Source organism: Solwaraspora sp. WMMA2065 (assembly GCF_030345075.1).
GTDB lineage: Bacteria > Actinomycetota > Actinomycetes > Mycobacteriales > Micromonosporaceae > Micromonospora_E.
The window spans coordinates 6,124,067-6,147,455 of sequence record NZ_CP128361.1 but is presented as its reverse complement, the minus strand read 5'-3'; the positions used below and the strand labels follow the sequence as shown (position 1 = coordinate 6,147,455).

Genomic DNA, 23,389 nt, shown 5'->3' with positions numbered 1-23,389 from the left:
GTCAGGGCATGGTGAGCGGGTCCGGATCGTACGGGTCGTAGTCGCGCCGGCGGCGGAACAGGATCGCGGCGAGCACCCCGCCGACGAACCCGAAGAGATGGCCCTGCCAGGAGATCAACGCGTCGGTCGGCAGGATGCCGACCAGCTGCCAGCCGTAGAGCAGGCCGACCAGCAGGACGACGCCGAGGTTCCACCAGGTGCGCTCGACGATGCCGCGCATCAACACCAGACCGAGGTAGCCGAAGACGACACCGCTGGCGCCGACCACGACGGTGTTCGGCGCGCCGGTGAACCACACGCCGAGCCCGCTGACCAGGATGATCACCAGGGTGGAGTAGAGGAACCGGCGGACCCCGGCGGCCAGGACGAAGGTGCCCAGCAGGATCAACGGAACGCTGTTGCTGTAGAGGTGATCGAAGCCGTGGTGCAGGAACGGGGCGAAGAACACCCCGTCCAGCCCGTCGATGCGCCGGGGGACGATGCCGGCGGCCAGATCAAAGCCGGCGCTCAGCCAGACGTCGAACGCCTCGATGACGAACAGCACCGGGACGACCGCGCACATTGCGACGAACGCCCGGCCCAGCGAGGCGTAGAAGGCCTCGGTGCCGAAGCGGTTCGGGTCACCACCGGAGGTCCCCATGTACGCCATCTCCTAGTAGCTATCAGGTCCGCGCAACCGACGCCAGCCGACAGCTGGCGAACCGCACAAAAACACCGGCGGCGGTACGGACGATCAGGTCCGTACCGCCGCCGGTGACGAGTGCGACAGGTGCCGCCGACAGTCCGGACCGGATCAGTACCAGCCGACGTTCTGTGACTGCTGCCACGCGCCGCACGGGGTGCCGTAACGGCCGCTGATGTACCCGAGGCCCCACTTGATCTGGGTCGCCGGGTTGGTCTGCCAGTCGGCACCGGCCGAGGCCATCTTGCTGCCCGGTAGCGCCTGGGGAATACCGGTGGCGCCGGAGGCCGCGTTGTAGGCCTTGTGGTTCCAGCCGCTCTCCTTGTTCCACAGCTTGTTCAGGCAGGCGAACTGGTCGAGACCCCACCCCTTCTCCAGGGTGAGGGCGCAGCCGATCGCCCGGTTGCCGCTGAACTCGTCGCAGGACTCCGGAATCTCGCCGGTGAAGGGCACCGTCGCCGCCGGCGGCCGGGCCGCCGCCTCCTGCTGCTTCTGCTGGGTCACCTGCTCTGCCCGCTTGGCCTTGGCCGCCTCGGCCTTGGCCGTGGCGAGAGCCTTCTCCGTGGCTTCCCGTTCGGCGGTACGGCGTTGCACCGTCATCCGCTGGTGTTCGGCCCGGCGCTGACGCAGCAGTTCGAGCTCGACCTGCTCGGCCTCGGCGGCCAGGCGGGCGTCGCTGATGCGTTGCTGGGTCTCCCGGTCGCTTTCCAGGTAGAACCCGCCGGCGACGCCTGTCACGAGCAGGCCGACGGCGAGTGCCCGGACACCGAACCGGCTCCACAGCCGACTCACGAAGTGGTCCCTTCGTCGGGGGCAAGGACACGGCGGGCCGGGCTGGTCGGCACCGCTCGCGCCCACGTGGCCGGCCGACTGAACGGCCGGCTCGCGGCGGCCGCCGCCAGGTGCGGCGCGACCGTCACGTGCGGGTGCGGCGGTGCGGCTGGTCCGGGCACGCCGTGAGCGCCCGACCGGGTCGGTCGCGCGTCGGCCGGCCGCGATGGTGGTCGGCTGACGCACTACCACCGACGACCCGGATATCGGTCGTCGCCGGTGCGCGCGCTCGTCGACCACCATCGCTCACGGTGAGGCCGTTGGGAAACGCGGGACTTTGAATGTGAGATTGGTCACGCCAATTTTCACCCTATAGTGGGGCATAGACCCGCACCGGGCGGAGTCAACGTGGGATGTCCTCCAACAGATCAGTAACCATTTCGGCGATGGGAGAACGCTCCGAACGGGTCAGCGTCACATGGGCGAACAGCGGATGCCCCTTCAGCGCCTCGATCACCGCGGTCACCCCGTCGTGCCGGCCCACCCGCAGGTTGTCCCGCTGCGCGACGTCGTGTGTGAGCACCACCCGGGAGCCCTGTCCGATCCGGGACAGCACGGTCAGCAGGACATTGCGTTCCAACGACTGGGCCTCGTCCACGATCACGAAGGCGTCGTGCAGGCTGCGGCCCCGGATATGGGTCAACGGCAGCACTTCCAGCATGCCGCGGGCGAGCACCTCCTCCATCACGTTCTCGTGCACCACCGCGCCGAGGGTGTCGAAGACCGCCTGCGCCCAGGGCGACATCTTCTCCGACTCGGATCCGGGCAGGTAACCGAGCTCCTGACCGCCGACGGCGTACAGCGGGCGGAAGACGACGACCTTCTTGTGCCGACGCCGTTCCATCACCGCTTCCAACCCGGCGCACAGCGCCAGCGCCGACTTGCCGGTGCCGGCCCGACCGCCCAGCGAGACGATCCCGATCGACTCGTCGAGCAGCAGGTCCAATGCGATCCGCTGCTCGGCGGAGCGACCACGCAGCCCGAACGCCTCCCGGTCACCGCGTACCAGCCGGACCGTCTTGTCGGCCATCACCCGGCCGAGCGCGGCACCGCCGGTGCCGTGCAGCACCAGGCCGGTGTGGCAGGGCAGCCCGGCGGCGCTGTCCAGGTCGACGGCCTCGCCCGCGTACAACTGCTTGACCTGTTCGTCGGTGGATTCCAGCTCGGCCATCCCGGTCCAGGTCGGGTCGCTGGCCTGGCCGTGCCGGTACTCGTCAGCGACCAGACCAACCGAGGCGGCCTTGACCCGCAGCGGCATGTCCTTGCTGACCAGCACCACGTCCCGGCCCTCAGCGCCCATGCTGAGCGCGACCGACAGGATCCGGGTGTCGTTGGACTCGTTGCGGAACCCCGGCGGCAGCACATCCGTGTCGGCGTGGTTGAGCTCGACCCGCAACGTGCCGCCCGACTCGTTGGCCGGCACCGGCTGGTCCAGCCGTCCGTGGCGGACCCGGAGTTCGTCCAGCATCCGCAGAGACTGCCGGGCGAACCAACCGAGCTCGGGATGGTGCCGCTTGCCCTCCAGCTCGGAGATCACCACCAGCGGGATCACCACCTCATGCTCGGCGAACCGGTGGAACGCCCCCGGGTCGGACAGCAGGACCGAGGTGTCCAGGACGTACGCGCGGGTGGTGACTGGCGGCTCCGGTTGGGCTGGGCCGGCGGACCGGTCGGCCGGCTCGGACGCGGCGGCGTCCGGGGCTCGGCGGGTCCGGCTACGGTCGGACGGGACAGTGGCGGCGGTCGGGTCCTGACCGGCCCGGGGGGTGGTACGTCGACTCGTCACAGGCCTGCTCCGTCGGGCGTGCACCCGATCCGCCCGCGATCCGGCTCCACCGGGGCCCGAAGGCACGGGTCGGATGCGGAACCCATGCGACTGCAGGTCCGGACCGTCCGGCTGGCCCGGGACGACCCCGGACCATGACTAGACGCTAGCTGCCGGATCCCGACCTCGGCTAGGCGTCAGAGCCGATCTTCGTCCCAGACACCGGAGGTGAGCGGGGCAGATGATGATCCGTACCCAGGACCGACACACATTGGTCACGCGACGGACACATCCGGGCCGGGTAGGCGGCCGGCCGGGATGCGCACCCCCTGCACGCATCCCGGCCGGGAGGAACTCCGGCGCGGTGACGCCGGGTTCCCCGGCGGTGTCGCGTCCGCCTCAACACGACACCGCACTCGGAAAAGCTCATCGCTACGACTGCCACCCGACAGCCACCGCTGCGGCCGGTCAGGGATGTCGGCCGGCCAGCAGTTCCGTCGAGTGCCGGCCACCGGTCCCGTCGAGGGTTCCGCCGACGCCGGTCCCACCGACGAAGGCGGCGCCGGTGTAGGTGGTGCCCGGACGGACCGCCAGGTCGACCCCGGTTGGCACCGCCGTAACCAGGGGCGGGCTCGTGGTCACCGGATGGGGCGGGACCACCGGACGGGCTGGATCCGGCAGCACCGACGCGATCGCGGCCCGGGTCTCCCTGCGCCGCCGGGTCCACGCTCCGCGGTCACCGTCGAAATAGCCCTGCCGGTAGCCGAACCGGTAGCCGATCCGGTAGCTGAGCTGGCCGTGCAGCCGGCCGGCGGCGTAGCTGGCCGAGGCCAGCAGCAACACCAGGAAGACCGCGAAGAACGAACTCATCCGGTCGCCCCGATCTCTGGGATCATCTCTCCTCCGACTCGAACGACGTCGGGTCGTCGGTGAGCAGCCGATCGATGTCGTCGGTCCTCACCTCTTCGACCAGTTCGACGCTGATCCGGCAACCGCCCAGCACCACCTCGGCTACCGAGGCCCGCCGGATCTCCCCGCCGGCGTCGTACACCCGCACACTCAACTCCGGACAGCCGAGGTGCGCCCGCCACGCGTTCCACTCGGACCGGTCCCCCACGTTGAGCGACAGGTGACGACACCCCCGGGCCAGGTACAGCCGCCACGGCGCGGTCAAGCCGCCAGCGACGGCGTCCGCGATCAGGCCGAAGGCCTGGGCCCGGGTCGCGAGTTCGGTCACCGCACCGTCTCCGTCACGTGTAAGCGACAACTCCACCCACTCAGCGTCTCAACCACGTGACGTAGAGTAAAGCGTCACGCGCAAGTGACAGCATCATCTTTTCGGGTGATTAGCGCCACCCCACTTCATCCTTAGACTGCACCCGTGACACCCCTCGTGACAAGGGAAGATTTCCCGACAGAGATTCACAAAGCTCTGTCACAAACACAGTACAGAAGGCTTCCTGCCCCCAGGAAAAGCGGTGATTCGCCGTACCGTCGGCCGGTGCCGGACAGCTCCGCCGCGCGAAAGATCGCCTTCGCCGCCTTCGTACGCAAGGCGCTCGCTGACGCGCGCGCGACCCGCGCCTGGACCGGCTCGGAGGTCTCCCGGCGCACCGGAGTGTCCCGCCAGACCATCAACCGGTGGGTGCGCGGCGAGTGGTCCAGCGATCCGGAGGCCGAGCGGGTGGTCTCGTTCTGCGAAGGACTGGGGATCAGCCCGACGGTCGCGTTCGGCGTACTCGGCTGGGACCGTGCCACCAGCGCCCGGCCGGCGCCCTCGGCACCGCCGATGGACCCGGACGTAGAGGCACTGCTCCGCCGGCTGGTCGATCCGAACGTATCAGATGCGGAAAAATTTCACATCAGGGAGACAATCCGCTATCTCGCCTACCGACCCTTACTGCCGGCCGAACCTCGCAAAGGACCCAAGCGGGCAGGGTAGTTCTCAGATGGCGAAAGAAAGCCGATCAAGCAGCCCGGTTCCGCCCCGCTTGCACGCTGAGTCACGATAACGTTCCTCTCCGTACTGCTTGGGCTCGTCATCCACGGGGGACGGGACAAGGCCGGACACAGCCCGGACACAGCCCTGCGGGACAGGAGGGAGGGTCGAAACCGATGACCCTCAAATGGTCGGCAGTCGTGATCGCGGCCGTCGCGATCACGCTTTACGGCACCACGAATATCGTGGTCGCCGTCCTGAGTACCGGCGAGGTGCCGGCGGTGGTGAACCTGTTCGTCATCGCCTGCGCGTCGGTCGCCACGCTGGTGGCGGTCATCGCGCACCTCAACGACCGGCAACAGGGACGGCTGACCGCGCTCACCGAATTTCTCGTCGCCCGGCTCAATGAAGTCGATTCACACGTCGCCGACCGCAACTCCGGCTTCGTCGAGGGCTATTTGCTCCGGCAGGGACAGCAACACGACGCGGCAGTCGTGCAATTTCCACCGCGGATGCACGGCCGGCGACTGATGAGCGGCGGTGACGACTGACCCGCCGGGTGGTTCGCGGACCGTAGTCACCAGCGCCGACGTCCCCGAACGTTCACCCGCCGAGAGGTCTGGCACCTGCGGCGGCAGCAGGTACGCTGACGCCCGTGCGGCCGTTCGAGGTAGGAAACCAGCGCTTGGCCCGTCCGCTGACCGCGGAGCAGGCATGGCGAGCCACCATCGATCGCGCCGACCGGTGCGTGCTGTTCTTCGACTTCGACGGCACCCTCGCCCCGGTCGGTGACGATCCCACGTCGGTGCAGCCCGCGCCCAAGGTGCTGGCGGCGATCGAGTCGCTCGCCGGGGTGGTGCAGCGGATAGCGATCGTGTCGGCCCGACCGGTCGACTTCCTCCGGGCCCAGTTCGCCTCGATCTCCGAGGTCGACCTGTACGGACTGTACGGGCTGGAGCACAGCCACGGGTCCGGGCCGACCGTCACCGAACCGGCCGCGCTGCCCTGGGTCCCGGCGATGCAGGAGTTGGCCGACCGGGCCCGGGCCGAGCTGCCCGCCGGCGCACTGGTCGAGTACAAACGGCTGTCCGTCGCGCTGCACTACCGGACCGCGCCCGAGCTCGCCGAAACCGTCGAATCGTGGGGGCAGGCCCAGGCCGAACAGCTCGGCCTGCGGGTGCAGAGCGGGCGGATGGTCATCGAGATCAAGCCGCCGGTCGACCGCGACAAGGGCATGGTCATCGGCGACGCGGTCGGCACCGCCGGCTGCGCCTGGTACTTCGGTGACGACGTCTCCGACATCAAGGCCTTCGCCGCGCTCCGGGCACACGCCAGCGCCAACCCGGATTTCTTCGGCGTCTGCGTGGCGGTGGCCAACGCCGAGACCGGGCACGATGTGTCAGCGGCCGCCGACCTCACCATCGACTCGCCGGAAGCGCTCGGCGACTTCCTGACCTCCGCCGTGCACGCCCTGGACTGACACCACCCGGCAGGGACGGCCCCGGGGGTCGTCAGGCGCCGTAGCGGCGTTGCCGGTTCGCGTACGACCGCAACGCCCGCAGGAAGTCCACCCGACGGAAGTCGGGCCAGTTGACGTCGCAGAAGTAGAACTCCGAGTGCGCCGACTGCCACAGCAGGAAGCCGGAGAGCCGCTGCTCGCCGCTGGTGCGGATGACCAGATCCGGGTCGGGTTGGCCCCGGGTGTAGAGGTGCTCGGCGATGTGGTCGACGTCGAGCACCTCGGCCAACTCCTCCAGGGTGCCGCCGGACCTGGCGTGCTCATGCAGCAACGATCGGACCGCGTCGGCAATCTCCCGGCGGCCGCCGTAGCCGACCGCGATGTTGACCTGCGCGCCCTCGGACCGGGTCTGGGTACGCTCCTGCGCGGCCTTCAACGCGGTCGCGGTGGAACCCGGCAGCAGGTCCAGCGCGCCGACGATACGCAGCCGCCAGGGGTTGCCCTCCTCGGCCAACTCGGTGACCAGATCCTCGATGATGTTCAACAGCGGATCCAGCTCGCGGGCTGGCCGACGCAGGTTGTCGGTGGCCAGCAGGTACAGCGTGACGTGACCGATACCGGCCTGGTCACACCAGTTCAACAGATGTTTGATCTTCGCTGCGCCGACCCGGTGCCCGTCGTTGGGATCCACGAACCCCATCTCCCGGGCCCACCGGCGGTTGCCGTCGCACATCACGCCCACGTGGCCGGGCACCGGCTTGCCCGCCAGTCTCGCCATGAGCCGTCGCTCATAGACCGAGTAGAGCAGCTCCCGCAGAGTCATCCCAAGCAGACTAGCGACCGGAGCGCCGCCGCGCGGTATCGGCCGCTCGGCGGATCGTCAGTTGTGCGGCGAGCCGGCGAACCGTGACCGCGTCCAGCCGGCCGTCGCCGAGACCGAGTTCGACGACGGTGTCGAAGACGCGCCGGTCCCGCGCCGCCGCCGCGACGGCGGCGTCCACCGTCGTCGGCCGCCGGGCCAGCCAGGCGCCGAAAGCGCTGTGCCGCAGGTGCCCGCCGAGGCGTCGGCGCAGCGCCTGCCGGTAGCGGCGGGCGGCGGCCGCCGGCGTACCGGCCGCCGCCGCACCGGCCAGCGCACCGGACAGCACCGCGTAGAAGATGCCCTCGCCGGTGAACGGGTTGATCAGCGACAGCGCGTCGCCGGCCAGCACCAGCCGACCCGCACCTGCCGGCGGCCGCCGGGTGGACAGCGGCAGATGATGCGCCCGCAGGTCGGTGACCTGCGCCAGGTCGGTGCCGGGCAGCAGCGCGCACAGCCGGTCCAGCAGCCGGGCACGGGTCAGGGGCCGGCCGCGCAGCACCTCCCCGTACCCGACGTTCGCCCGCCCGTCGCCGATCGGAAAGGCCCAGGCGTACGCCGGCCAACCGGCCGCCGTGGTGACGATCCGCTGTTCGCCGGGGCTGGTGACGGCCCCGACCGGCGCGTAGCCGCGAATCGCCAGGGCCAGATGTCCGTCCGGGTTCGGCCCGTGACCCAACGCCCGGCGTACCACCGATCCCGCGCCGTCCGCGCCAACCACCGCCCGCGCCGCGATCTCACCGTCGAGCAGCACCAGGTCGTCGCGGACCGTGACCCGCCGTACGGTGTGCCGCCGCAGCCGCACGCCGACGGCGACCGCGGTGGCGACCAGCCGGGCGTCGAAGACGGCCCGCGGCACCGTGTACGCCGGACGGACCAGCTCGGCCGCGACCTGCCCGCCGTGCGGGGCGACCAGCCGGAGCCGGCCGACCGGGGCGAACCCGGCGACCGGGTCGGGCACGTCCAGCCCGGCCAGCACGTCGAGGGCGTGCGGTGCGATGCCGTCGCCGCACGGCTTGTCCCGGGGGAAGTCGGCCCGGTCCAGCAGCAGCACCCGGGCACCGGCCCGGCGGGCGGCGATCGCGGCGGCGGCACCGGCCGGCCCGGCGCCGACCACCGCGACGTCGACGACCGACGTACCGTCCACCTGGACCTCCTCGTCAGGCCGGTTCCGTGCCGGCGGCCGTCCGGCCGGGCTGGGAACCGACGGTCCCCCGGCCGGGCTCGGCGCTGCCCGCCGCCCGGCCCCGTTCGGCGCGACCGGCCCGCCACACACCGTAGAAGGCCAGCACCACCGCCACCACCAGCGGCGCGCCGTCGCGGACCAGACCGTCCACGCCGAGCAGCCACCAGCACAGCGGCAGGTCGACCGCGAGCGCCCCGAGGCTGACCAGGACCAGCAGCCAGCGTGCCCAGCGTCGGCCGCGCAGCATGAAGAACGACACCAGCAGCACCAGCCAGCTGGTGGCGGTGGCGACCGCGATCCAGGCCACCACCGCCGGGGTGGCGACCAGCCGGCCGTCGAGCAGCACCCCGATCGAGACCAGCGCCGGCACCAGCATCAACGGCGGGTAGGTGAAGGCCGAGACCCGGGCGACGAGGAGCCAGGCGACGACCGGCGGCCGCCGGGGCGGGGCCTCGCGCCAGGTCAGCCGCCGGCCGTCGCGGACCAACCGGGCCGGGTGCCGGGTCAGCTGCGCACCGACCGCCGGGGACCGGTACAGCAGCCACACCACGGCCAGGCAGAGCCCGGCGATCAGGCCGAACCCGGCCACCCCGGGCAGCGGCGGTACGCCGGAGCGCGGCACCACCAGCCGGCCGAGCGCGAAGACGGTGGTGACCGCCAGGATCAGCCCGAACGGTCGGGCCCCGGCCCGGCCCCGGCGTACCTGCCGGATCAGGACCAGGAAGCCGAACGCCCGCAGCAGCGCCCAACCGGAGCGGACCGCCACACCGATGTCCCGCTCGGGGGCGTACCACCAGTTGAGCAGGTCGACCACGACGGTGGCCGCGGCGGTGACGGCGAGCAACCCGACCAGCCGGCGGACCGGCGGCGGCAGGGCGGGCACGGCCGGGCGGACCGGTCCGGCGCGGCCCGCACCGGGATCGACTGCCGCCACCGGCGCAGGCTATCCAACGGTCAGTCGGCGGCGTCCAACCGGGCCCGCAGCGCGTCCAGCTCCGCCCAGAGCACCCCGGGCAGTTTGTCGCCGAACCGCTCGAACCATTCGGTGATCTGCGGCAGTTCCGCGCGCCACTGCGCCGGGTCGACGGCGAGCGCGGCGGCCACGTCGGCCGGGTCGACGGCCAGGCCGGACAGGTCGAGCGCGTCGGCGGTCGGTACGTTGCCGATCGGGGTCTCCACCGCCGTGCCGGTGCCGTCCAGCCGCTCGACGATCCACTTGAGCACCCGGGAGTTCTCCCCGAAGCCGGGCCAGAGGAACCGGCCGTCGTCGTCGCGGCGGAACCAGTTGACGTAGAAGATCCGGGGCAGCTTGGCGGCGTCGCCGTCAGTGCCCTTGCCCATCTCGATCCAGTGCCGGAAGTAGTCCCCGGCGTGGTAGCCGATGAACGGCAGCATCGCCATCGGATCCCGCCGGACCACCCCGACCTTGCCGGCCGCCGCAGCGGTCGTCTCCGAGGAGAGGGTGGCACCCAGGTACACGCCGTGCACCCAGTCGCGTGCCTCGGTGACCAGCGGCACCGTGGTGCGTCGCCGGCCGCCGAACAGGATCGCGTCGATCGGTACGCCGCGCGGGTCGTGGTACTCGTCGGCCAGGATCGGGCACTGGGTGATCGGGGTGCAGAACCGGCTGTTCGGGTGGGCGGCGTCGGTACCCCGGTCGGGGTTCCAGTCCTCGCCCCGCCAGTCGGTCAGGTGCGCCGGTGGCTCGCCCATCCCCTCCCACCACACGTCGCGGTCGTCGGTCAGCGCGACGTTGGTGAAGATGGAGTTGCCCCGGTCGAGGGTCCGCATCGCGTTGGCATTGGTCCGCCAGTCGGTGCCGGGCGCGACGCCGAAGAGCCCGTACTCGGGGTTGACCGCGTACAGCCGGCCGTCGTCGCCGAACCGCATCCAGGCGATGTCGTCGCCGATCGTCTCGACCTTCCAGCCGGGGATGGTCGGCTCCAGCATGGCCAGGTTGGTCTTGCCGCAGGCGGACGGGAACGCGCCGGCTACGTAACGGACCCGCCCGTCCGGCGCGGTCAGCTTGAGGATCAGCATGTGTTCGGCCAGCCAGCCCTCGTCGCGGGCCATCACGCTGGCGATCCGCAGCGCGTAGCACTTCTTGCCGAGCAGCGAGTTGCCGCCGTAGCCGGACCCGTACGACCAGATCTCCCGGGTCTGCGGGAAGTGCGAGATGTACTTGATCTCGTTGGCCGGCCACGGCACGTCGGCCTGGCCCGGCTCCAGCGGGGCGCCGACCGAGTGCAGGGCCGGTACGAACTCGGCGTCGTCGCCCATCGCGGCGAGCACCTCGGCGCCCATCCGGGTCATGATCCGCATCGAGGCGACGACGTACGCACTGTCGGTGATCTCCACCCCGAACATCGGCTCCGGGGCGTCCAACGGGCCCATGCAGAACGGGACCACGAACATGGTCCGGCCGCGCATGCACCCCCGGTACAGCTCGGTCATCACCCGCTTCATCTCGGCGGGGTCCACCCAGTTGTTGGTCGGTCCGGCGTCGGACTCGTCGGGCGAGCAGATGAAGGTACGTTCCTCGACCCGGGCCACGTCGGTCGGGTCGGTGCGGGCCCAGAACGAGTTGGGGCGGCGTTCGCTGTCCAGTCGGACCAGGGTGCCGGAGTCGACGAGTTCGTCGGTGAGCCGGTGCCATTCGGCGAGCGAACCGTCGGCCCAGACGACCCGGTCCGGTGTGGTGAGGTCGGCGATCTGCCGGACCCAGTCGAGCAGGCGGGCGTGGCTGGTCGGGGCGGGGCTGGGGAAGTTCGACGGTACGGACGCGGTGGCCGTTGCAGTCATGGCGATCTCCTCGTGGTCGGCGCTGACCTCGTTCCTGGAGTGCACGGCACCGGCGGATGGTCGGGCCCAGCCGCCGGGTTACAAGTCCGGGAGTTGGACTCAGGGTAAGCCGATTGATCGTTCAGGGCAGCCGAGGAGCTTGTGAAGAAGTGCACAAGTTATCGGCGCATGCAATCTGACGAGTTGTTTCTCGCTCCCACGCGCAGTTGTACGCAAAAACCTCCGGCTCTCGACCGACTCCAACCCCAATCACTCTGCGTGTTCAGAACTCGAGTGCCGGAAGCGTGGGGGTGGCCGGGAAACTCGGGTGGTGCCGACACATCGGCGGGCGGGAACCCGCTACGCTCGACCACGTGCCCGTCCACGCCGCCGGCGAGCCGTCCGCGCCCGCATCCAGTCCGGGGTTGATCCGCCGGCTCCGGGACCGGTTCGGTCTGCTGGTCCGCGAGATCGGCAAGTTCGGGGTGGTCGGCGGGATCGCCTTCATCGTCGACATCACCCTGTTCAACGTCGCTTCAAGCCTGCTCGGGTTGGGCCCGCTCAGCGCCAAGACGCTGTCGACGGTAATCGCCGCATCGGTGGCGTTCGTCGGCAACCGCTTCTGGACCTGGCGGCACTCGGTCAGGTCCGGACTGGCCCGCGAGTACGGCCTCTACTTCTTCTTCAACGCCGTCGGCCTGGGCATCGGTCTGGCCTGTCTGGGGATCAGCCACTACGGGCTGGGCAGCATCTGGCCGGGGGTGTTCCAGACGCTGCTCGCCGACAACATCGCGGCCAACATCGTGGGCGTGGCGGTCGGCACCCTGTTCCGGTTCTGGGCGTACCGCAGGTTCGTGTTCACCGTCGCGGCACCCGCCGCGGTGGCGGCCGCCAGCGACCGCGACTAGCCCCACCCGGTGCCGCCCTACCCGCCAGTCAACCCGAACGGCCCGTCGACCTGCCGTATGGTGATCTGATGCGAATACTTCGCCTTCTGCCCGAGCGCTGGCAGAGGTTCATCCGCGAGGCGCTGAAGTTCGGCACCGTCGGTGGCATCAACACCGTGGTCAACTTCGCGGTGTTCAACGCTCTGGCACTGACCGTGCTCGCCGACGGTCAACTGAAGGCGACTGTCGTCGCCGCACTGGTGGCGACCACCAGCTCGTACTTCATGAACCGCCACTGGACCTACCGGGACCGGCCGAAGTCGGCCATCCGGCGGGAGTACGTGCTCTTCTTCCTGTTCAACCTCACCGGCCTGGCGATCGAGGTCGGGGTGCTGGGGCTGGCCAAGTACGGCTTCGGCATCAGCGGGCTGCTGGCCCTGAACATCGTCAAGATCATCGGACTGGTGCTCGGCACCATCTTCCGCTTCTGGGCGTACCGCACGTTCGTCTTCCGCCCGGCACCCGCCACCCACCCGACCACCGGAACCGGCCCGACCACCGGGGCCGGGACCGGACCGGCGGCGCGCGGCCCGGTCCCGCAGCAGATCCAGCGGGACGGGCAGCCACCGACCAGCCAGTCGATGCAGGCCCCGGACAGCACGGCACCTCTGGCCAACCAGCTCGACGCCGAACTCGCCGCCGAGCTCGACGCGAAGATCACCGCCGAACTGGACGCGGAGATCGCCGCAGCGACCCGCCCGGCCAGGCGCTGACCGACGACCGTGCGCTCCGGCACCGGTGCTGACGCCGACCTGTTCTTCGAGGATCTCGCCCCGGGCGGTTCCTTCGACCTCGGCATCACCACCGTGGACGGCGTCGAAATGGTCAGCTTCGCCGAACGCTTCGACCCGCAGTGGTACCACGTCGAGCCGGACCTCGCCCAGGCCAGCCCGTACGGCACCGTGATCGCCAGCGGATTCTTCACCGTCAGCCTGTTCATGCGGGCGTACGTGGACGCGGTGCTGTCCCGGGCCGCCGCCGACACCTCCCCCGGCCTGGAGGAGCTGCGCTGGCTGGCCCCGGTGTACGCCGGTGACCGGCTCGCCGGGCGGCTGGACGTGCTCACCAGGAAGCTGTCCGACGCCCGGCCCGGCCTGGGCACGGTCACCCTGCTGGGGTCGTTGACCCGGCTCGACACCTACGACCGGCCGGAGCGCGAGGTGCTGCGCACCCGGTTCCGTGGCTGGTTCGCGCTACGCGGCGCCGGGCCGACGACCTGACCCGGCTGGCCAGCGAGCCAGGCCCGCTCGGCAGTGCTGGCCAGCCGTCGCCCGGTCAGCGGCCGGGCGAGGCGTTGTCCGGTCGCGCCGGGGCTGCCTGGTCCGGCCCGGTGCGTGCCTCGTCGAGAATTTCCCGCAGCTCACCGTCGCCCAGGCTGTGCAGATCGTGGTGCGCCTCGACCAGCTCGTAGAGCTGCGTCTGCACCTGACTGACCCCCGGAAGGTCGGGCAGCACGGTCTGACCGCGTTCACCTGCCGACTCGATGGTCAACGTCCCGCAGCCGAGCAGCCGCTCGTTGAACCGCTGCGTCATGGAGTGGTCGTTGACCCGGTTCAACGGGATGTCCCGGCGCTCCCGGGAGAACACCCCGTGCTGCAGCACCACCCGCTCGTTGGTGAACACGTAGTGCGTACTGCGCCAGACCGCGAACGGCCGGACGGCGAACCAGAGCACCGCGACCAGCGCAAGCGCGAGAATCACGTACCACACGACGGAGGCTGCGGTGCTCTCCGGCAGCAGCAGGAACCCGGCCACCACGGCGGCGACCGCCAGCACCGTCACCGCCACCGGCCGGACCAGCGCCTTCCAGTGCGGGTGCAGGTGCAACACGACATGCTCGTCCGCGGTGAGCATGTCTTCGGGAAATGCCACGGCAACCTCCTAGCCCGGGCCGGGCAGGGGACCCGGCCGGCGGTCCGTACACCGGCCGCCGGGGTGACCGTAGCGGTTGACCGCCACCCGTACGGTCAACCGGGCGTACCGTTTCCCGGCGCGTCGCCGGACCGCACATGCGTCACGTCCCCGGCTGCGACCGGCAGATCGCCGCCGGCTGTGCGGACCACCAGGCGACCGTCCTCGTCGACCGTGTCGACCAGCCCGGTGTGCGCCGCTCCGGACGGCAACGAGACCCGCACCTGCCGGCCCACCGTCACGCAGTGCCGCAGGTACGCCGCCCGCAGACCGGACGCGACCGGGTCGCCGCCGGCGGCCCGCCACCGCCCGTACCAGTCGGCCACCCCGCGCAGCACAGCCCGCAGCAACGGGTCCCGGTCGGTCGCCGCTGCTCCGGCCAGCTGCAGCGAGGTGGCGCGCAGGCCACTGCCGGGCGGCGGCAGCTCGTCGGCGCGCAGCGTCACGTTGAGCCCGATGCCCAGCACAACGGCCGGTCCGGCCGCCCCGTCCGGGGCCGCTTCGGCAAGGATCCCGGCGCACTTCGCCTCGTCGATCAACAGATCATTGGGCCACTTCAGCGCGGCTGGCAACTCGGCCAGCCGGGTGACCGCCTCCGCCAGCGCGACGCCGGCCAGCAGCGGCAACCAGCCGTACCGGGACCCCGGCACCGCCGGCCACGACCGGGCGGGCCGAGCCGCCGCCGGCTGCAGCAGCACGCTGACGGCGAGGCCGGCCCGCGGCGGCGAGGTCCAGTCTCGGCCGAGCCGCCCGCGCCCGGCGTGCTGCTGCTCCGCCGTGATCACCAGGCCTTCGGCGGCACCGGCTCGCGCGGCGGCGAGCACGTCCGCGTTGGTGGAGCCGGTCTGCGCCCGGACCTGCACGTCGGTCCACAGGCCGTCGGGGACGACCAGCGCGCGACGCAGACCACGCTCGTCCAACGGCGGACGGTCCAGATCGGTGTACGGTGAGCCGGCCATCCGCCCACCCTACGGCGGCACCTGGCAGCGCACCGCGTCTGCCACAGAACCAGGCATGCTCCGGGAAGGAGCATCGCGCCGCTGATACAAGGAGTCCAGCCGCCGCCTGGGGTCGTGGCGGAGACCAACGGGATCTCCCTAATTTGTGACGGTCGATTCTTGCGTCACCGATCATTGATGGTTACCGTTTCAGCACGGGGCGTGACTCTAGAACGTTCTAGGTCTCGATGGTCACCAGAGTCACTTGGCACCTGCTCGGCTGTCATGCCCCTTCGTCGACCGGATGGATCGGATGGAGAGGCGCAATGAGGAGACTGCTCGCCATGCTGGCGGTCGCCGCCACAGCCGGGGCCGCTCTGCTGGTTCCGGCAACTGCGCAGGCCGATGCCGGATCGGCGCTGGCCCTGTGCACCTCTGGCCGGTTCTGCAACTGGACCGGCACAAACTTCTCCGGCACGCTGTTCCAGGGCATCCCGCTGCCGGGTACGTCCGTCTGGTGCATCAACATGCCGGTCGGAACGCGCTCGATGAGCAACGGCACCAGCCTGACCCTGAGCGCCAACCAGAACCGCTGCGAGAACTCCGGCGGGTCGGCATCGGTGGTCGGCCCGGGGCAGGACAGGGCATCCTTCTCCTTCGTGGTCAACTCGGTGTCGTACTGCAGCGTCTGCCGCCAGCCGCGGGGAAGCATGCCGGGCGAGTAGACCGTCCAGACCGAGGATCATGGTCGCCTGCCGGCGTGGATCGCCGGCCGGCGATCCACAGCAGACAAGCGGCAGAGGATGGTCGTCCCGTGCTCGACAGGTCCCCGTCGCGGGTACGACAGCGGGCCACTGCTTGCGATCCGATGGACGCAGCTTGAAGGCACCCGTACCCTATGGGGCATGGAGAGCCGCCCGCTTGACCTACTGCTGTCGATGGCAGGAGTGGCTGGGTGAGCGCCTCGGCGATCGCCGGAACCAGCTCGGCTCCACGCGGTGGGCGCCTCCGTCGGTGGCTTTCGCTTCCCGACCGTCGTCCCGTCACGGTAGCGGCAGCGGTCGTGGTCACGGCGGTGCTCGGGGCGTTCGGCGCGGCGACCGGCTCCATGCTCGGGGCAACCACCCTGACCAATCTTCCGAGCGACACCGCGATGGTCGACCTGACCAGACGTGCCAGCGGCGTCGAGGCTCCTTCGGTCGTGCTGCGGCAGACCTCGGCACAAACAGCGGACCGGGTATTCACTGCGGTGACCTTGGACGGCAGGTGGGACGCGTCGCAGGCCCGGCAGCGCTACGCCGCCGCCGGCTGGTCGGTCTCAGAGATCGAGGTCGTACACGACCAGGCGGGCGTGGCGGACCCCGCTGCCTGGACCAGCGACTACATCCCCTCCCGTTACGACCGGTTCACCGCCGAGCATCACGGACTGGTCGTCGCGATCGCCGGCATGTCCGTCGGCGGCAAGACCACGGTCGGGGTGGACGCCTGGGCCGCAGGCTCACCAGTGCTGCGCATCCTGCTGGTCGCAGGCGTGGCGCTCGGGCTGTCCACCGGATGGCTGCTCGCGGCGGCGGTAGCACGGCGGATCCACTCGACACACCCCGCGCACCGGATCACCGTGGCTGCGCTGTCCGCCACCACCGTCCTCGTCCTCGCGGCACCCGTCGTCGCCCTGTATGTCAGCCTCGCGCACGCGATACGTCCGCACGCTCATACCGGCGGCCCGCTCCCCAGTGTGCACCACGCGCTGTCGCCCGTCCCGTACTGGCCAGCGGCACCGCCGTGGCTGCTTCCCGCCCTCAGCGCCGTCGGCGGGCTGCTCGTCATCGTCACCGTCGTGTTCGCCGCCCGGCCGCCGCCGGCCCGACTCGCCGCAGTCGGCATGCCGACTGGCGGCGTCCGCATCGCCGACGACTTCGAGGTGGCGGCGAACATGGTCAAGGACTCGATCGCCGAAGCCCGGACCGATCGCCGCGCCGCCCAGCGGTTGTTGTTCCTGTCCGCCTATCCAGACTGGACACCTGACGCGCTTGACCGGATGCGCGGTCGTCTCATCGACTCGGGCGTGCCCGCCGCCTTCCTCACCACCACCCAGCCATCCGGGCCACCGCAACCCTGACCCAGGCCCTCTCACCGAGACGCGGGTCCCGGAATCGTGGCTGCTCCGCCGCCTCCCTCCGCAGCGGAGCAGTCTTTCAGGTTGGGCCGGTGTCGCTCCGTCGCGCTACCAGTGGTCGCGCCGCTGCGGCACCGGTGCCACGCCGCGGAACGGATGCCCGGTGACGGTCGTACCGACCACCGGCACTGCTACCGGCGGGTCCATCGCGGGGACGGCCGAGTCCGACGCGGGAACGGCCCGGTCCGACGCTCGTACGGGTTGTGCGTACGCGTCCGTAGGCCGGTCGAACCAGTCAAAATCCTCGTCAGCAGCAGCCGGCGGCGCAGCAGCCGGCGGCGCGGCAGCCGGCGGCACAGCAGCAACCGACGGCACAACGACGGGCGGCACAGCGGCCACCGACGGCTCCGGCAGCACGACGGCGGGCCGACCACCCCGACGTTGGCGCGGCACGGTCACGCCGACCGTGTGGCGTCCACCGGGCGTCGCCCGGCGACGGAACAGCCCGGTACGGGTGGCCCGACGTCGCCCCCGCCCTCGACGGCGCCGATGCGGCGCGGCGTCCAGACTTCCGGCCCTGCGGCTGCCGACGGTGGCCGCCCGCGCCGGCCAGAGCGTCCGCCGCATCACCAGCAGCACCGTCAGACCGGACGCGATCAGCGCGACTCCCAACACTGTCACGTGGTGGTAACGAATCGGGCAACAGGCAGGAAACGTCGTCCCGGGGTCGATCGACCCAGGCTGGGGCCGGCCCGACGGCGGCGTACTGAGGGAAACCGCACACCGTCGGCCCCTGACCGGCGGTCGCGACGTCGATAGCATCCGCGGTGTGGGCGTGACGAGTGAGCAGTCCGGGACCGGAACCGACCTCCACAGCACCGCCGGCAAGCTGGCGGACCTGGAACGCCGGGTCGACGAGGCGGTGCATGCCGGCTCGGCCCGCGCGGTCGAGAAACAGCATGCCCGGGGCAAGAAGACCGCCCGGGAACGGATCGCGATGCTGCTCGACGAGGGTTCCTTCGTCGAGTTGGACGAGCTGGCCCGGCACCGGTCGACCAACTTCGGGTTGGAGCGCACCCGCCCGTACGGCGACGGGGTGGTCACCGGCTACGGCACCGTCGACGGCCGGCAGGTGTGCGTCTTCGCGCAGGACTTCACCGTCTTCGGCGGCTCGCTCGGCGAGGTCTTCGGCGAAAAGATCGTCAAGGTGATGGACCTCGCGATGAAGATCGGCTGCCCGGTCATCGGGATCAACGACTCCGGCGGCGCGCGCATCCAGGAGGGCGTGGTCAGCCTCGGCCTCTACGGCGACATCTTCTTCCGCAACGTCCGCGCCTCGGGCGTCATCCCGCAGATCTCCCTGGTGATGGGGCCCTGCGCGGGGGGCGCGGTGTACTCCCCGGCGGTCACCGACTTCACCGTGATGGTCGACCAGACATCGCACATGTTCATCACCGGCCCGGACGTGATCAAGACGGTCACCGGCGAGGACGTCGGCATGGAGGAGCTCGGTGGCGCCCGCACCCACAACGCCACCAGCGGAAACGCCCACTATCTGGCCACCGATGAGGAGGATGCCGTCGACTACGTCAAGGCGCTGCTGGCGTACCTGCCGAGCAACAACCTCGACGAACCGCCGACGCTGTCGGCCGACGTGGCGCCGGCCGACACCGAGACAGACCGTGAGCTGGACACCATCATCCCCGACTCGGCCAACCACCCGTACGACATGCACCGGGTGATCGAACACGTCCTGGACGACGGCGAGTTCCTGGAGGTCCAGCCGCTGTACGCGCAGAACATCGTGATCGGCTTCGGCCGCATCGAGGGCCGGCCGGTCGGGGTGGTCGCCAACCAGCCGATGCACTTCGCCGGCTGCCTGGACATCAAGGCCTCGGAGAAGGCCGCCCGGTTCGTGCGCACCTGCGACGCGTTCAACATCCCGGTGCTGACCTTCGTCGACGTGCCCGGCTTCCTGCCCGGCACCGACCAGGAGTGGGACGGGATCATCCGGCGCGGCGCGAAGCTGATCTACGCGTACGCCGAGGCGACCGTCCCGAAGGTCACCGTCATCACCCGCAAGGCGTACGGCGGCGCGTACGACGTGATGGGGTCGAAGCATCTCGGCGCGGACCTGAACTTCGCCTGGCCGACCGCGCAGATCGCGGTGATGGGCGCGCAGGGCGCGGTGAACATCCTCTACCGCGCTGAGCTGGCCGCCGCCGACGACCCGGCGGCGGTGCGGGCGCAGCGGATCGCCGAGTACGAGGAGCGGCTGGCCAACCCGTACGTGGCCGCCGAGCGCGGCTACGTCGACTCGGTCATCGCACCGTCGCAGACCCGGTTGCAGGTGGCGCGCGGGCTGCGGATGCTGCGTGGCAAGCGGGAGACCCTGCCGCCGAAGAAGCACGGCAACATCCCGCTCTGACCGGTTCGGGTCGCAGCGGTACGGGTCACCCGCCCGGTGGCGTCGGCAGGTCCAGGTCGGCCAGCCACGGGCTGGCCAGCAGCAGCGCTCCGATGAACAGCGCCGCGAGGTTGACCAGTCCGAAGAATCCCACCCAGACCAGGCCGGGCACCCGGGTCAGCCAGGCGAGCTGGTCGGCGTCCGACTCCGGCGAGCGGCCCTGGGCACGCAGCCGCTGCAGCTCACCGACCGGCCGCATCCCGCCGATCAGCAGGAACCACACCCCGGTGTACGCGAACGCGGCCTGCACCTCCGGGCCGGCGAACCACGAGACGGCGAAGACCACACCGCCGGTGGCCAGGATGGACACGATCCCGAAGAGGTTGCGGATCATCACCAGCATGGCGAGCAGCAGCGCCACGGCGATCCAGAGCAGCAGGGTGATCCGGTTGCCGCCGAGCAGCAGGGCACCGGCCAGCCCGACCAACGACGGCGCGACGTAGCCCGCCAGCAGGGTGAGGATCATGCCCAGCCCGGTCGGTCGGCCGGCCGACAGGGTCAGCCCGGAGGTGTCCGAGTGCAACCGGATCCCCTTGAGCTTGCGGCCGGTGAGCAGGGCGATCAGCGCGTGCCCGCCTTCGTGGGCGATGGTGATCGCGTTGCGGCCGATCCGCCAGGGCAGCCGGGTGAGCACCGCGGCCAGCGCGACGGCGGCGGTGATGAGCACGAGCAGTGGCGGCGGGTCGGTCTGGGCCGTGAAGAGGCGGTCCCACATTTCCGTCAGCCCGGTGATCGACACAGCCAGCGAGCCTACTCACCGCTCGCCACGCCCACCAGACCACCGTCCGCCGGCAGGCACGACCGTAGGTTCGCCACCGGCCCGCTCACTGACGGTCATGCGGTACGCGGCCACAGCGGCGAGCGTCACGGCTGTGCCGCCGGACAGCACCAGCAGTACGGGTACCAGACCGACGCTGGCGACCAGCAGGGCCGCATCGGCCAGGGCCACCAGCATCCACAGTGCAACGCTCGGCTTGGCGATCCGTCGACGGTTGACCATGTCGCACCCCTCCTTCCGTCGCGCTCCGGTTGTACCCGGAAGATCGGAAGTTCATGCGGGTAGTTCGAGGCTCAGCTTGCGGCGGGCTGGAACCTGCTCGCCATCAGCTCGAAGTAGACCAGGTCCTGCTGCCAGCGTTCGGCCGTGGTGGACCAGTAGATGGAGTACGCCTTGTCCGGCGCGGTGACGAACCCCCGGTTGCGCACCTGCAGTCGGTTGCCCTGGTTGCTGGTGTAGCGGAACTCCCAGTCGGCGGCGTCGAGGAAGTAGTCAACGGCCTCGATCCGTACCCGCTCGTAGTTGTTGTAGGTGCCCCGCCGCGCCTGCTCCTGGTTCTGCCAGTCGGCGACCGGATCCGGCTTCGGGTTGTCGGTCTGGTCGATGATGATCAGCCGGCCGAGCTGACCGTTCTCCCGAAACTCCACCCGGGTTCGTTCGCGGCTGACCGACCAGCCTTCCGGCACCGGCACCGAGAACCCGGTCTGGTCCTCGTGCAACCGCCAGCCGTCGGGCAACGGCGACTGCGGGTCCGGCGGCTGGGGCGACTCATCGCTCTGCGGCGGCACCGCCGGCACCTCGGGCGACGTCTCGGCCGCCGGCGAGCTCGGCTCGACACTCGGTTCGGCACTCGGCGCCCCGGAGGTGGGGGCCGGGGCCGACGGCGTGGCCGAGGCGGCTGGACCGGTGCCGAGCTGGCCGTCGGGCTCGTCCTCGTCGCCGGCGGCCAGCAGCGCGCCGGTCACCAGCAACGCCAGTACGACGACAGCTGCCACACCGCTGATCAGCCAGGTACGCGGCAGCTCGGTCATGGACCGGACGGCCTGCGCGGCGCGGTCGAACAGCAGGGCCGGCGCGGACCAGTTTCGCCGGTCCGACGCGCTGGCGGCAGCAGCCGCCGACCCGGGTTGTTCCTCGACCGGCGGCCGCTCGGCGGGCTCGACGACCGTCGGCTGCTCCGTCGCCGTCGGCTGCTCAGCCGCCTTGGCAGCCACTGGCTGCTCAGCCGCCTTGGCAGCCACTGGCTGCTCTGTCGCCTTCGCCGCCGTCGGCTGCTCAGCCGCCTTGGCAGGCTCGGCGGCCGGGGACCGCTCGGCCGTCTTGCCGTCCGGCGCAGTCTCCTTGCGGCCCGGCACCACCTGGGTACGCTCCGCCTGGGGCAGCACGGTGGTCTCCGACGGTGGCTCACCGGCTTTGGTCGGCAACACACTCGTCTCGGCTGCGGCTGCGGCTGCGGCTGCGGTCGCCGCGCCGGCAGGTTGGTCGGTCGACGGCACCACCCTGGTCGGGTCCGCCGAGTTGGTCGGGCGGGTGACCGGCGGGCCGTACTTGGCCGGGCCGGGGACGACCGGCAACGCGGACGGCAACGGGGCCACCGGCGGCGACACCGGCTCCGACGGGACCGGGGTGCGTGGCGCCCCGCCGCGCGGACCCGGCACGATCCCCGACCGGGACTCGCCGGGGCGGACCTCCCGGCTGCCGTACGGGCTGGGTCGGCGTACCCCGTCGAGCAGTGAGCGACCGCGCCGCGGACCGCGACCTGCGGCGCGGGTCAGTAGCCGCTCCGCCTCGTCGGCCTTCATCCGGGTGTACGGGTCCTTGCGCAGCAGCCCGGCCAGCACCGGCTTGAGTGGGCCGGCCCGGCGGGCGGGCGGCGGCGGCTCGGTGGCCAGCGCGGACAGCGTCGCGATGGCGGTCTGCCGGGCGTACGGCGACTGCCCCTCGACGGCCGCGTACAGCGTCGCGCCGAGCGACCACAGGTCGCCTTCCGGGCCGGCGCTGCCGGTCCGGGCCCGCTCCGGGGCGATGTACGCCGGTGAGCCCAGCACCAGCCCGGTACGGGTGACGTTGGGGTCGCCCGGCACGGTGGCCAGGCCGAAGTCGGTGAGCACCACCCGGCCGTCGTGGCCGAGCAGTACGTTGCCGGGCTTGACGTCCCGGTGCATCACCCCGGACAGGTGGGCGGACCGGAGCGCGCCGAGCACGCCGAGGCCGATCTCCGCGGCCCGGGTCGCCGGGACCGGGCCGTTCTGGGCGAGCACGTCCTGCAGCGACCGGGACGGCACGTACTCCATCACGATCCACGGGTCGCCGTCGGTGCGCAGCACGTCGAAGACGCGTACCACGTTGATGTGGTTGAGTCGGGCGATCGCCCGCGCCTCGCGCAGCGAGCGCTCCCGCATCTCGCGGCGTTCCTGGTCGGTGAGGCCCGGTGGCGGCACCAGCTCCTTGATCGCCACGTCCCGGTGCAGCACCTCGTCGCGGGCCTTCCAGACCCGGCCCATGCCGCCCTGACCGAGCGGCTCGACCAGCCGGTAACGGTCTGCAACTAGTTGCGGGGGCACAGCGGACATCCAAATGACCGTACCCGGAAGGTTTGGGTGCCACACGATCGGCACGCGGCCGGTGTGAGCCGCGCGTCATATGGTACCGGGGTGGCAACCTGACGCCGACGGTAGCGCGCCAGTAATGATCACCACTCGCCGGCCGGTCGCCGGCCGGCTGGCCCGC

General features: G+C 71.1%; 24 protein-coding genes. 9 read left to right on the top strand and 15 right to left on the bottom strand.

Going from position 1 to position 23,389, the window contains the following annotated elements:
* Position 1: 1 nt before the first annotated feature.
* The 5 genes from O7610_RS27965 to O7610_RS27945 form a co-directional block, all read right to left on the bottom strand.
* Positions 2–640 (bottom strand): rhomboid family intramembrane serine protease, encoded by a 639-nt coding sequence (locus tag O7610_RS27965; RefSeq protein ID WP_475052696.1) that lies wholly within the window; start codon positions 638–640, stop codon positions 2–4.
* A gap of 153 nt (positions 641–793) precedes the next feature.
* A complete protein-coding gene (locus O7610_RS27960; protein WP_281553339.1) occupies positions 794–1,474 on the bottom strand; it encodes an aggregation-promoting factor C-terminal-like domain-containing protein in 681 nt (226 codons plus the stop codon).
* 382 nt (positions 1,475–1,856) lie between these two features.
* Positions 1,857–3,299, bottom strand: coding sequence for an RNA 5'-3' helicase PhoH2 (gene phoH2, locus O7610_RS27955; protein ID WP_281553338.1), 1,443 nt, complete (start codon positions 3,297–3,299; stop codon positions 1,857–1,859).
* A 447-nt stretch (positions 3,300–3,746) separates the two neighbouring features.
* Complete coding sequence (locus tag O7610_RS27950) at positions 3,747–4,148, bottom strand: hypothetical protein (RefSeq protein ID WP_281553337.1); 402 nt, start codon at positions 4,146–4,148, stop codon at positions 3,747–3,749.
* A gap of 22 nt (positions 4,149–4,170) precedes the next feature.
* Positions 4,171–4,515 (bottom strand): hypothetical protein, encoded by a 345-nt coding sequence (locus O7610_RS27945; RefSeq protein ID WP_281553336.1) that lies wholly within the window; start codon positions 4,513–4,515, stop codon positions 4,171–4,173.
* Between the two features lie 264 nt (positions 4,516–4,779).
* Between O7610_RS27945 and O7610_RS27940 the strand changes: the two genes are divergently transcribed.
* From O7610_RS27940 to otsB, 3 genes are all read left to right on the top strand, one after another.
* The gene (locus tag O7610_RS27940; protein WP_281553335.1) at positions 4,780–5,220 is read left to right on the top strand and encodes an XRE family transcriptional regulator; all 441 of its coding nucleotides are present in this window, start codon (positions 4,780–4,782) and stop codon (positions 5,218–5,220) included.
* Positions 5,221–5,393: 173 nt separating this feature from the next.
* Positions 5,394–5,768 (top strand): hypothetical protein, encoded by a 375-nt coding sequence (locus O7610_RS27935; protein WP_123605395.1) that lies wholly within the window; start codon positions 5,394–5,396, stop codon positions 5,766–5,768.
* 104 nt (positions 5,769–5,872) lie between these two features.
* The gene (gene otsB, locus O7610_RS27930) at positions 5,873–6,697 is read left to right on the top strand and encodes a trehalose-phosphatase (protein ID WP_281553334.1); all 825 of its coding nucleotides are present in this window, start codon (positions 5,873–5,875) and stop codon (positions 6,695–6,697) included.
* 31 nt (positions 6,698–6,728) lie between these two features.
* Here the strand turns inward: otsB and O7610_RS27925 are convergent, their stop codons facing one another.
* The 4 genes from O7610_RS27925 to O7610_RS27910 all read right to left on the bottom strand — a co-directional run bounded on the left by O7610_RS27925 (position 6,729) and on the right by O7610_RS27910 (position 11,523).
* A complete protein-coding gene (locus tag O7610_RS27925) occupies positions 6,729–7,499 on the bottom strand; it encodes an isoprenyl transferase (RefSeq protein WP_281553333.1) in 771 nt (256 codons plus the stop codon).
* 10 nt (positions 7,500–7,509) lie between these two features.
* Positions 7,510–8,682 carry an NAD(P)/FAD-dependent oxidoreductase gene (locus O7610_RS27920; RefSeq protein ID WP_281553332.1) on the bottom strand — a complete coding sequence of 391 codons (1,173 nt, stop codon included), beginning with the start codon at positions 8,680–8,682 and terminating at the stop codon, positions 7,510–7,512.
* Between the two features lie 13 nt (positions 8,683–8,695).
* Positions 8,696–9,604 carry a hypothetical protein gene (locus O7610_RS27915; RefSeq protein ID WP_281555438.1) on the bottom strand — a complete coding sequence of 303 codons (909 nt, stop codon included), beginning with the start codon at positions 9,602–9,604 and terminating at the stop codon, positions 8,696–8,698.
* Positions 9,605–9,675: 71 nt separating this feature from the next.
* Positions 9,676–11,523, bottom strand: a complete 1,848-nt coding sequence (locus tag O7610_RS27910; RefSeq protein WP_281553331.1) for a phosphoenolpyruvate carboxykinase (GTP) — start codon at positions 11,521–11,523, stop codon at positions 9,676–9,678.
* Positions 11,524–11,876: 353 nt separating this feature from the next.
* Between O7610_RS27910 and O7610_RS27905 the strand changes: the two genes are divergently transcribed.
* From O7610_RS27905 to O7610_RS27895, 3 genes are all read left to right on the top strand, one after another.
* The gene (locus tag O7610_RS27905; RefSeq protein WP_281553330.1) at positions 11,877–12,410 is read left to right on the top strand and encodes a GtrA family protein; all 534 of its coding nucleotides are present in this window, start codon (positions 11,877–11,879) and stop codon (positions 12,408–12,410) included.
* A gap of 68 nt (positions 12,411–12,478) precedes the next feature.
* Complete coding sequence (locus O7610_RS27900; RefSeq protein WP_281553329.1) at positions 12,479–13,162, top strand: GtrA family protein; 684 nt, start codon at positions 12,479–12,481, stop codon at positions 13,160–13,162.
* Positions 13,163–13,171: 9 nt separating this feature from the next.
* The gene (locus tag O7610_RS27895; protein ID WP_278167091.1) at positions 13,172–13,669 is read left to right on the top strand and encodes a MaoC/PaaZ C-terminal domain-containing protein; all 498 of its coding nucleotides are present in this window, start codon (positions 13,172–13,174) and stop codon (positions 13,667–13,669) included.
* Between the two features lie 55 nt (positions 13,670–13,724).
* On the opposite strand, the gene O7610_RS27890 is transcribed toward O7610_RS27895, so the two are convergent.
* Together O7610_RS27890 and O7610_RS27885 are read right to left on the bottom strand one after the other, a co-directional pair.
* Positions 13,725–14,321, bottom strand: a complete 597-nt coding sequence (locus O7610_RS27890) for a PH domain-containing protein (RefSeq protein WP_281553328.1) — start codon at positions 14,319–14,321, stop codon at positions 13,725–13,727.
* Positions 14,322–14,416: 95 nt separating this feature from the next.
* A complete protein-coding gene (locus O7610_RS27885; protein ID WP_281553327.1) occupies positions 14,417–15,319 on the bottom strand; it encodes a biotin--[acetyl-CoA-carboxylase] ligase in 903 nt (300 codons plus the stop codon).
* 323 nt (positions 15,320–15,642) lie between these two features.
* On the opposite strand from O7610_RS27885, the gene O7610_RS27880 reads away from it, so the two are divergent.
* Positions 15,643–16,023, top strand: a complete 381-nt coding sequence (locus O7610_RS27880) for a hypothetical protein (protein WP_281553326.1) — start codon at positions 15,643–15,645, stop codon at positions 16,021–16,023.
* Between the two features lie 338 nt (positions 16,024–16,361).
* Positions 16,362–17,417: a hypothetical protein gene (locus O7610_RS27875; protein WP_281553325.1), complete on the top strand. Its 1,056-nt coding sequence runs from the start codon at positions 16,362–16,364 to the stop codon at positions 17,415–17,417.
* A gap of 105 nt (positions 17,418–17,522) precedes the next feature.
* Here O7610_RS27875 and O7610_RS27870 read toward each other — a convergent pair whose 3' ends face one another.
* Entirely contained in the window at positions 17,523–18,095 is a 573-nt protein-coding gene (locus O7610_RS27870) for a hypothetical protein (RefSeq protein ID WP_281553324.1), read from the bottom strand.
* A 154-nt stretch (positions 18,096–18,249) separates the two neighbouring features.
* Between O7610_RS27870 and O7610_RS27865 the strand changes: the two genes are divergently transcribed.
* Entirely contained in the window at positions 18,250–19,842 is a 1,593-nt protein-coding gene (locus O7610_RS27865) for an acyl-CoA carboxylase subunit beta (protein ID WP_281555437.1), read from the top strand.
* A 25-nt stretch (positions 19,843–19,867) separates the two neighbouring features.
* Here O7610_RS27865 and O7610_RS27860 read toward each other — a convergent pair whose 3' ends face one another.
* The 3 genes from O7610_RS27860 to O7610_RS27850 all read right to left on the bottom strand — a co-directional run bounded on the left by O7610_RS27860 (position 19,868) and on the right by O7610_RS27850 (position 23,232).
* Entirely contained in the window at positions 19,868–20,596 is a 729-nt protein-coding gene (locus O7610_RS27860) for a M50 family metallopeptidase (protein ID WP_281555436.1), read from the bottom strand.
* A 39-nt stretch (positions 20,597–20,635) separates the two neighbouring features.
* Positions 20,636–20,881 (bottom strand): hypothetical protein, encoded by a 246-nt coding sequence (locus O7610_RS27855; RefSeq protein WP_281553323.1) that lies wholly within the window; start codon positions 20,879–20,881, stop codon positions 20,636–20,638.
* Between the two features lie 71 nt (positions 20,882–20,952).
* Entirely contained in the window at positions 20,953–23,232 is a 2,280-nt protein-coding gene (locus tag O7610_RS27850) for a serine/threonine-protein kinase (RefSeq protein ID WP_289212229.1), read from the bottom strand.
* Positions 23,233–23,389 lie beyond the last annotated feature (157 nt).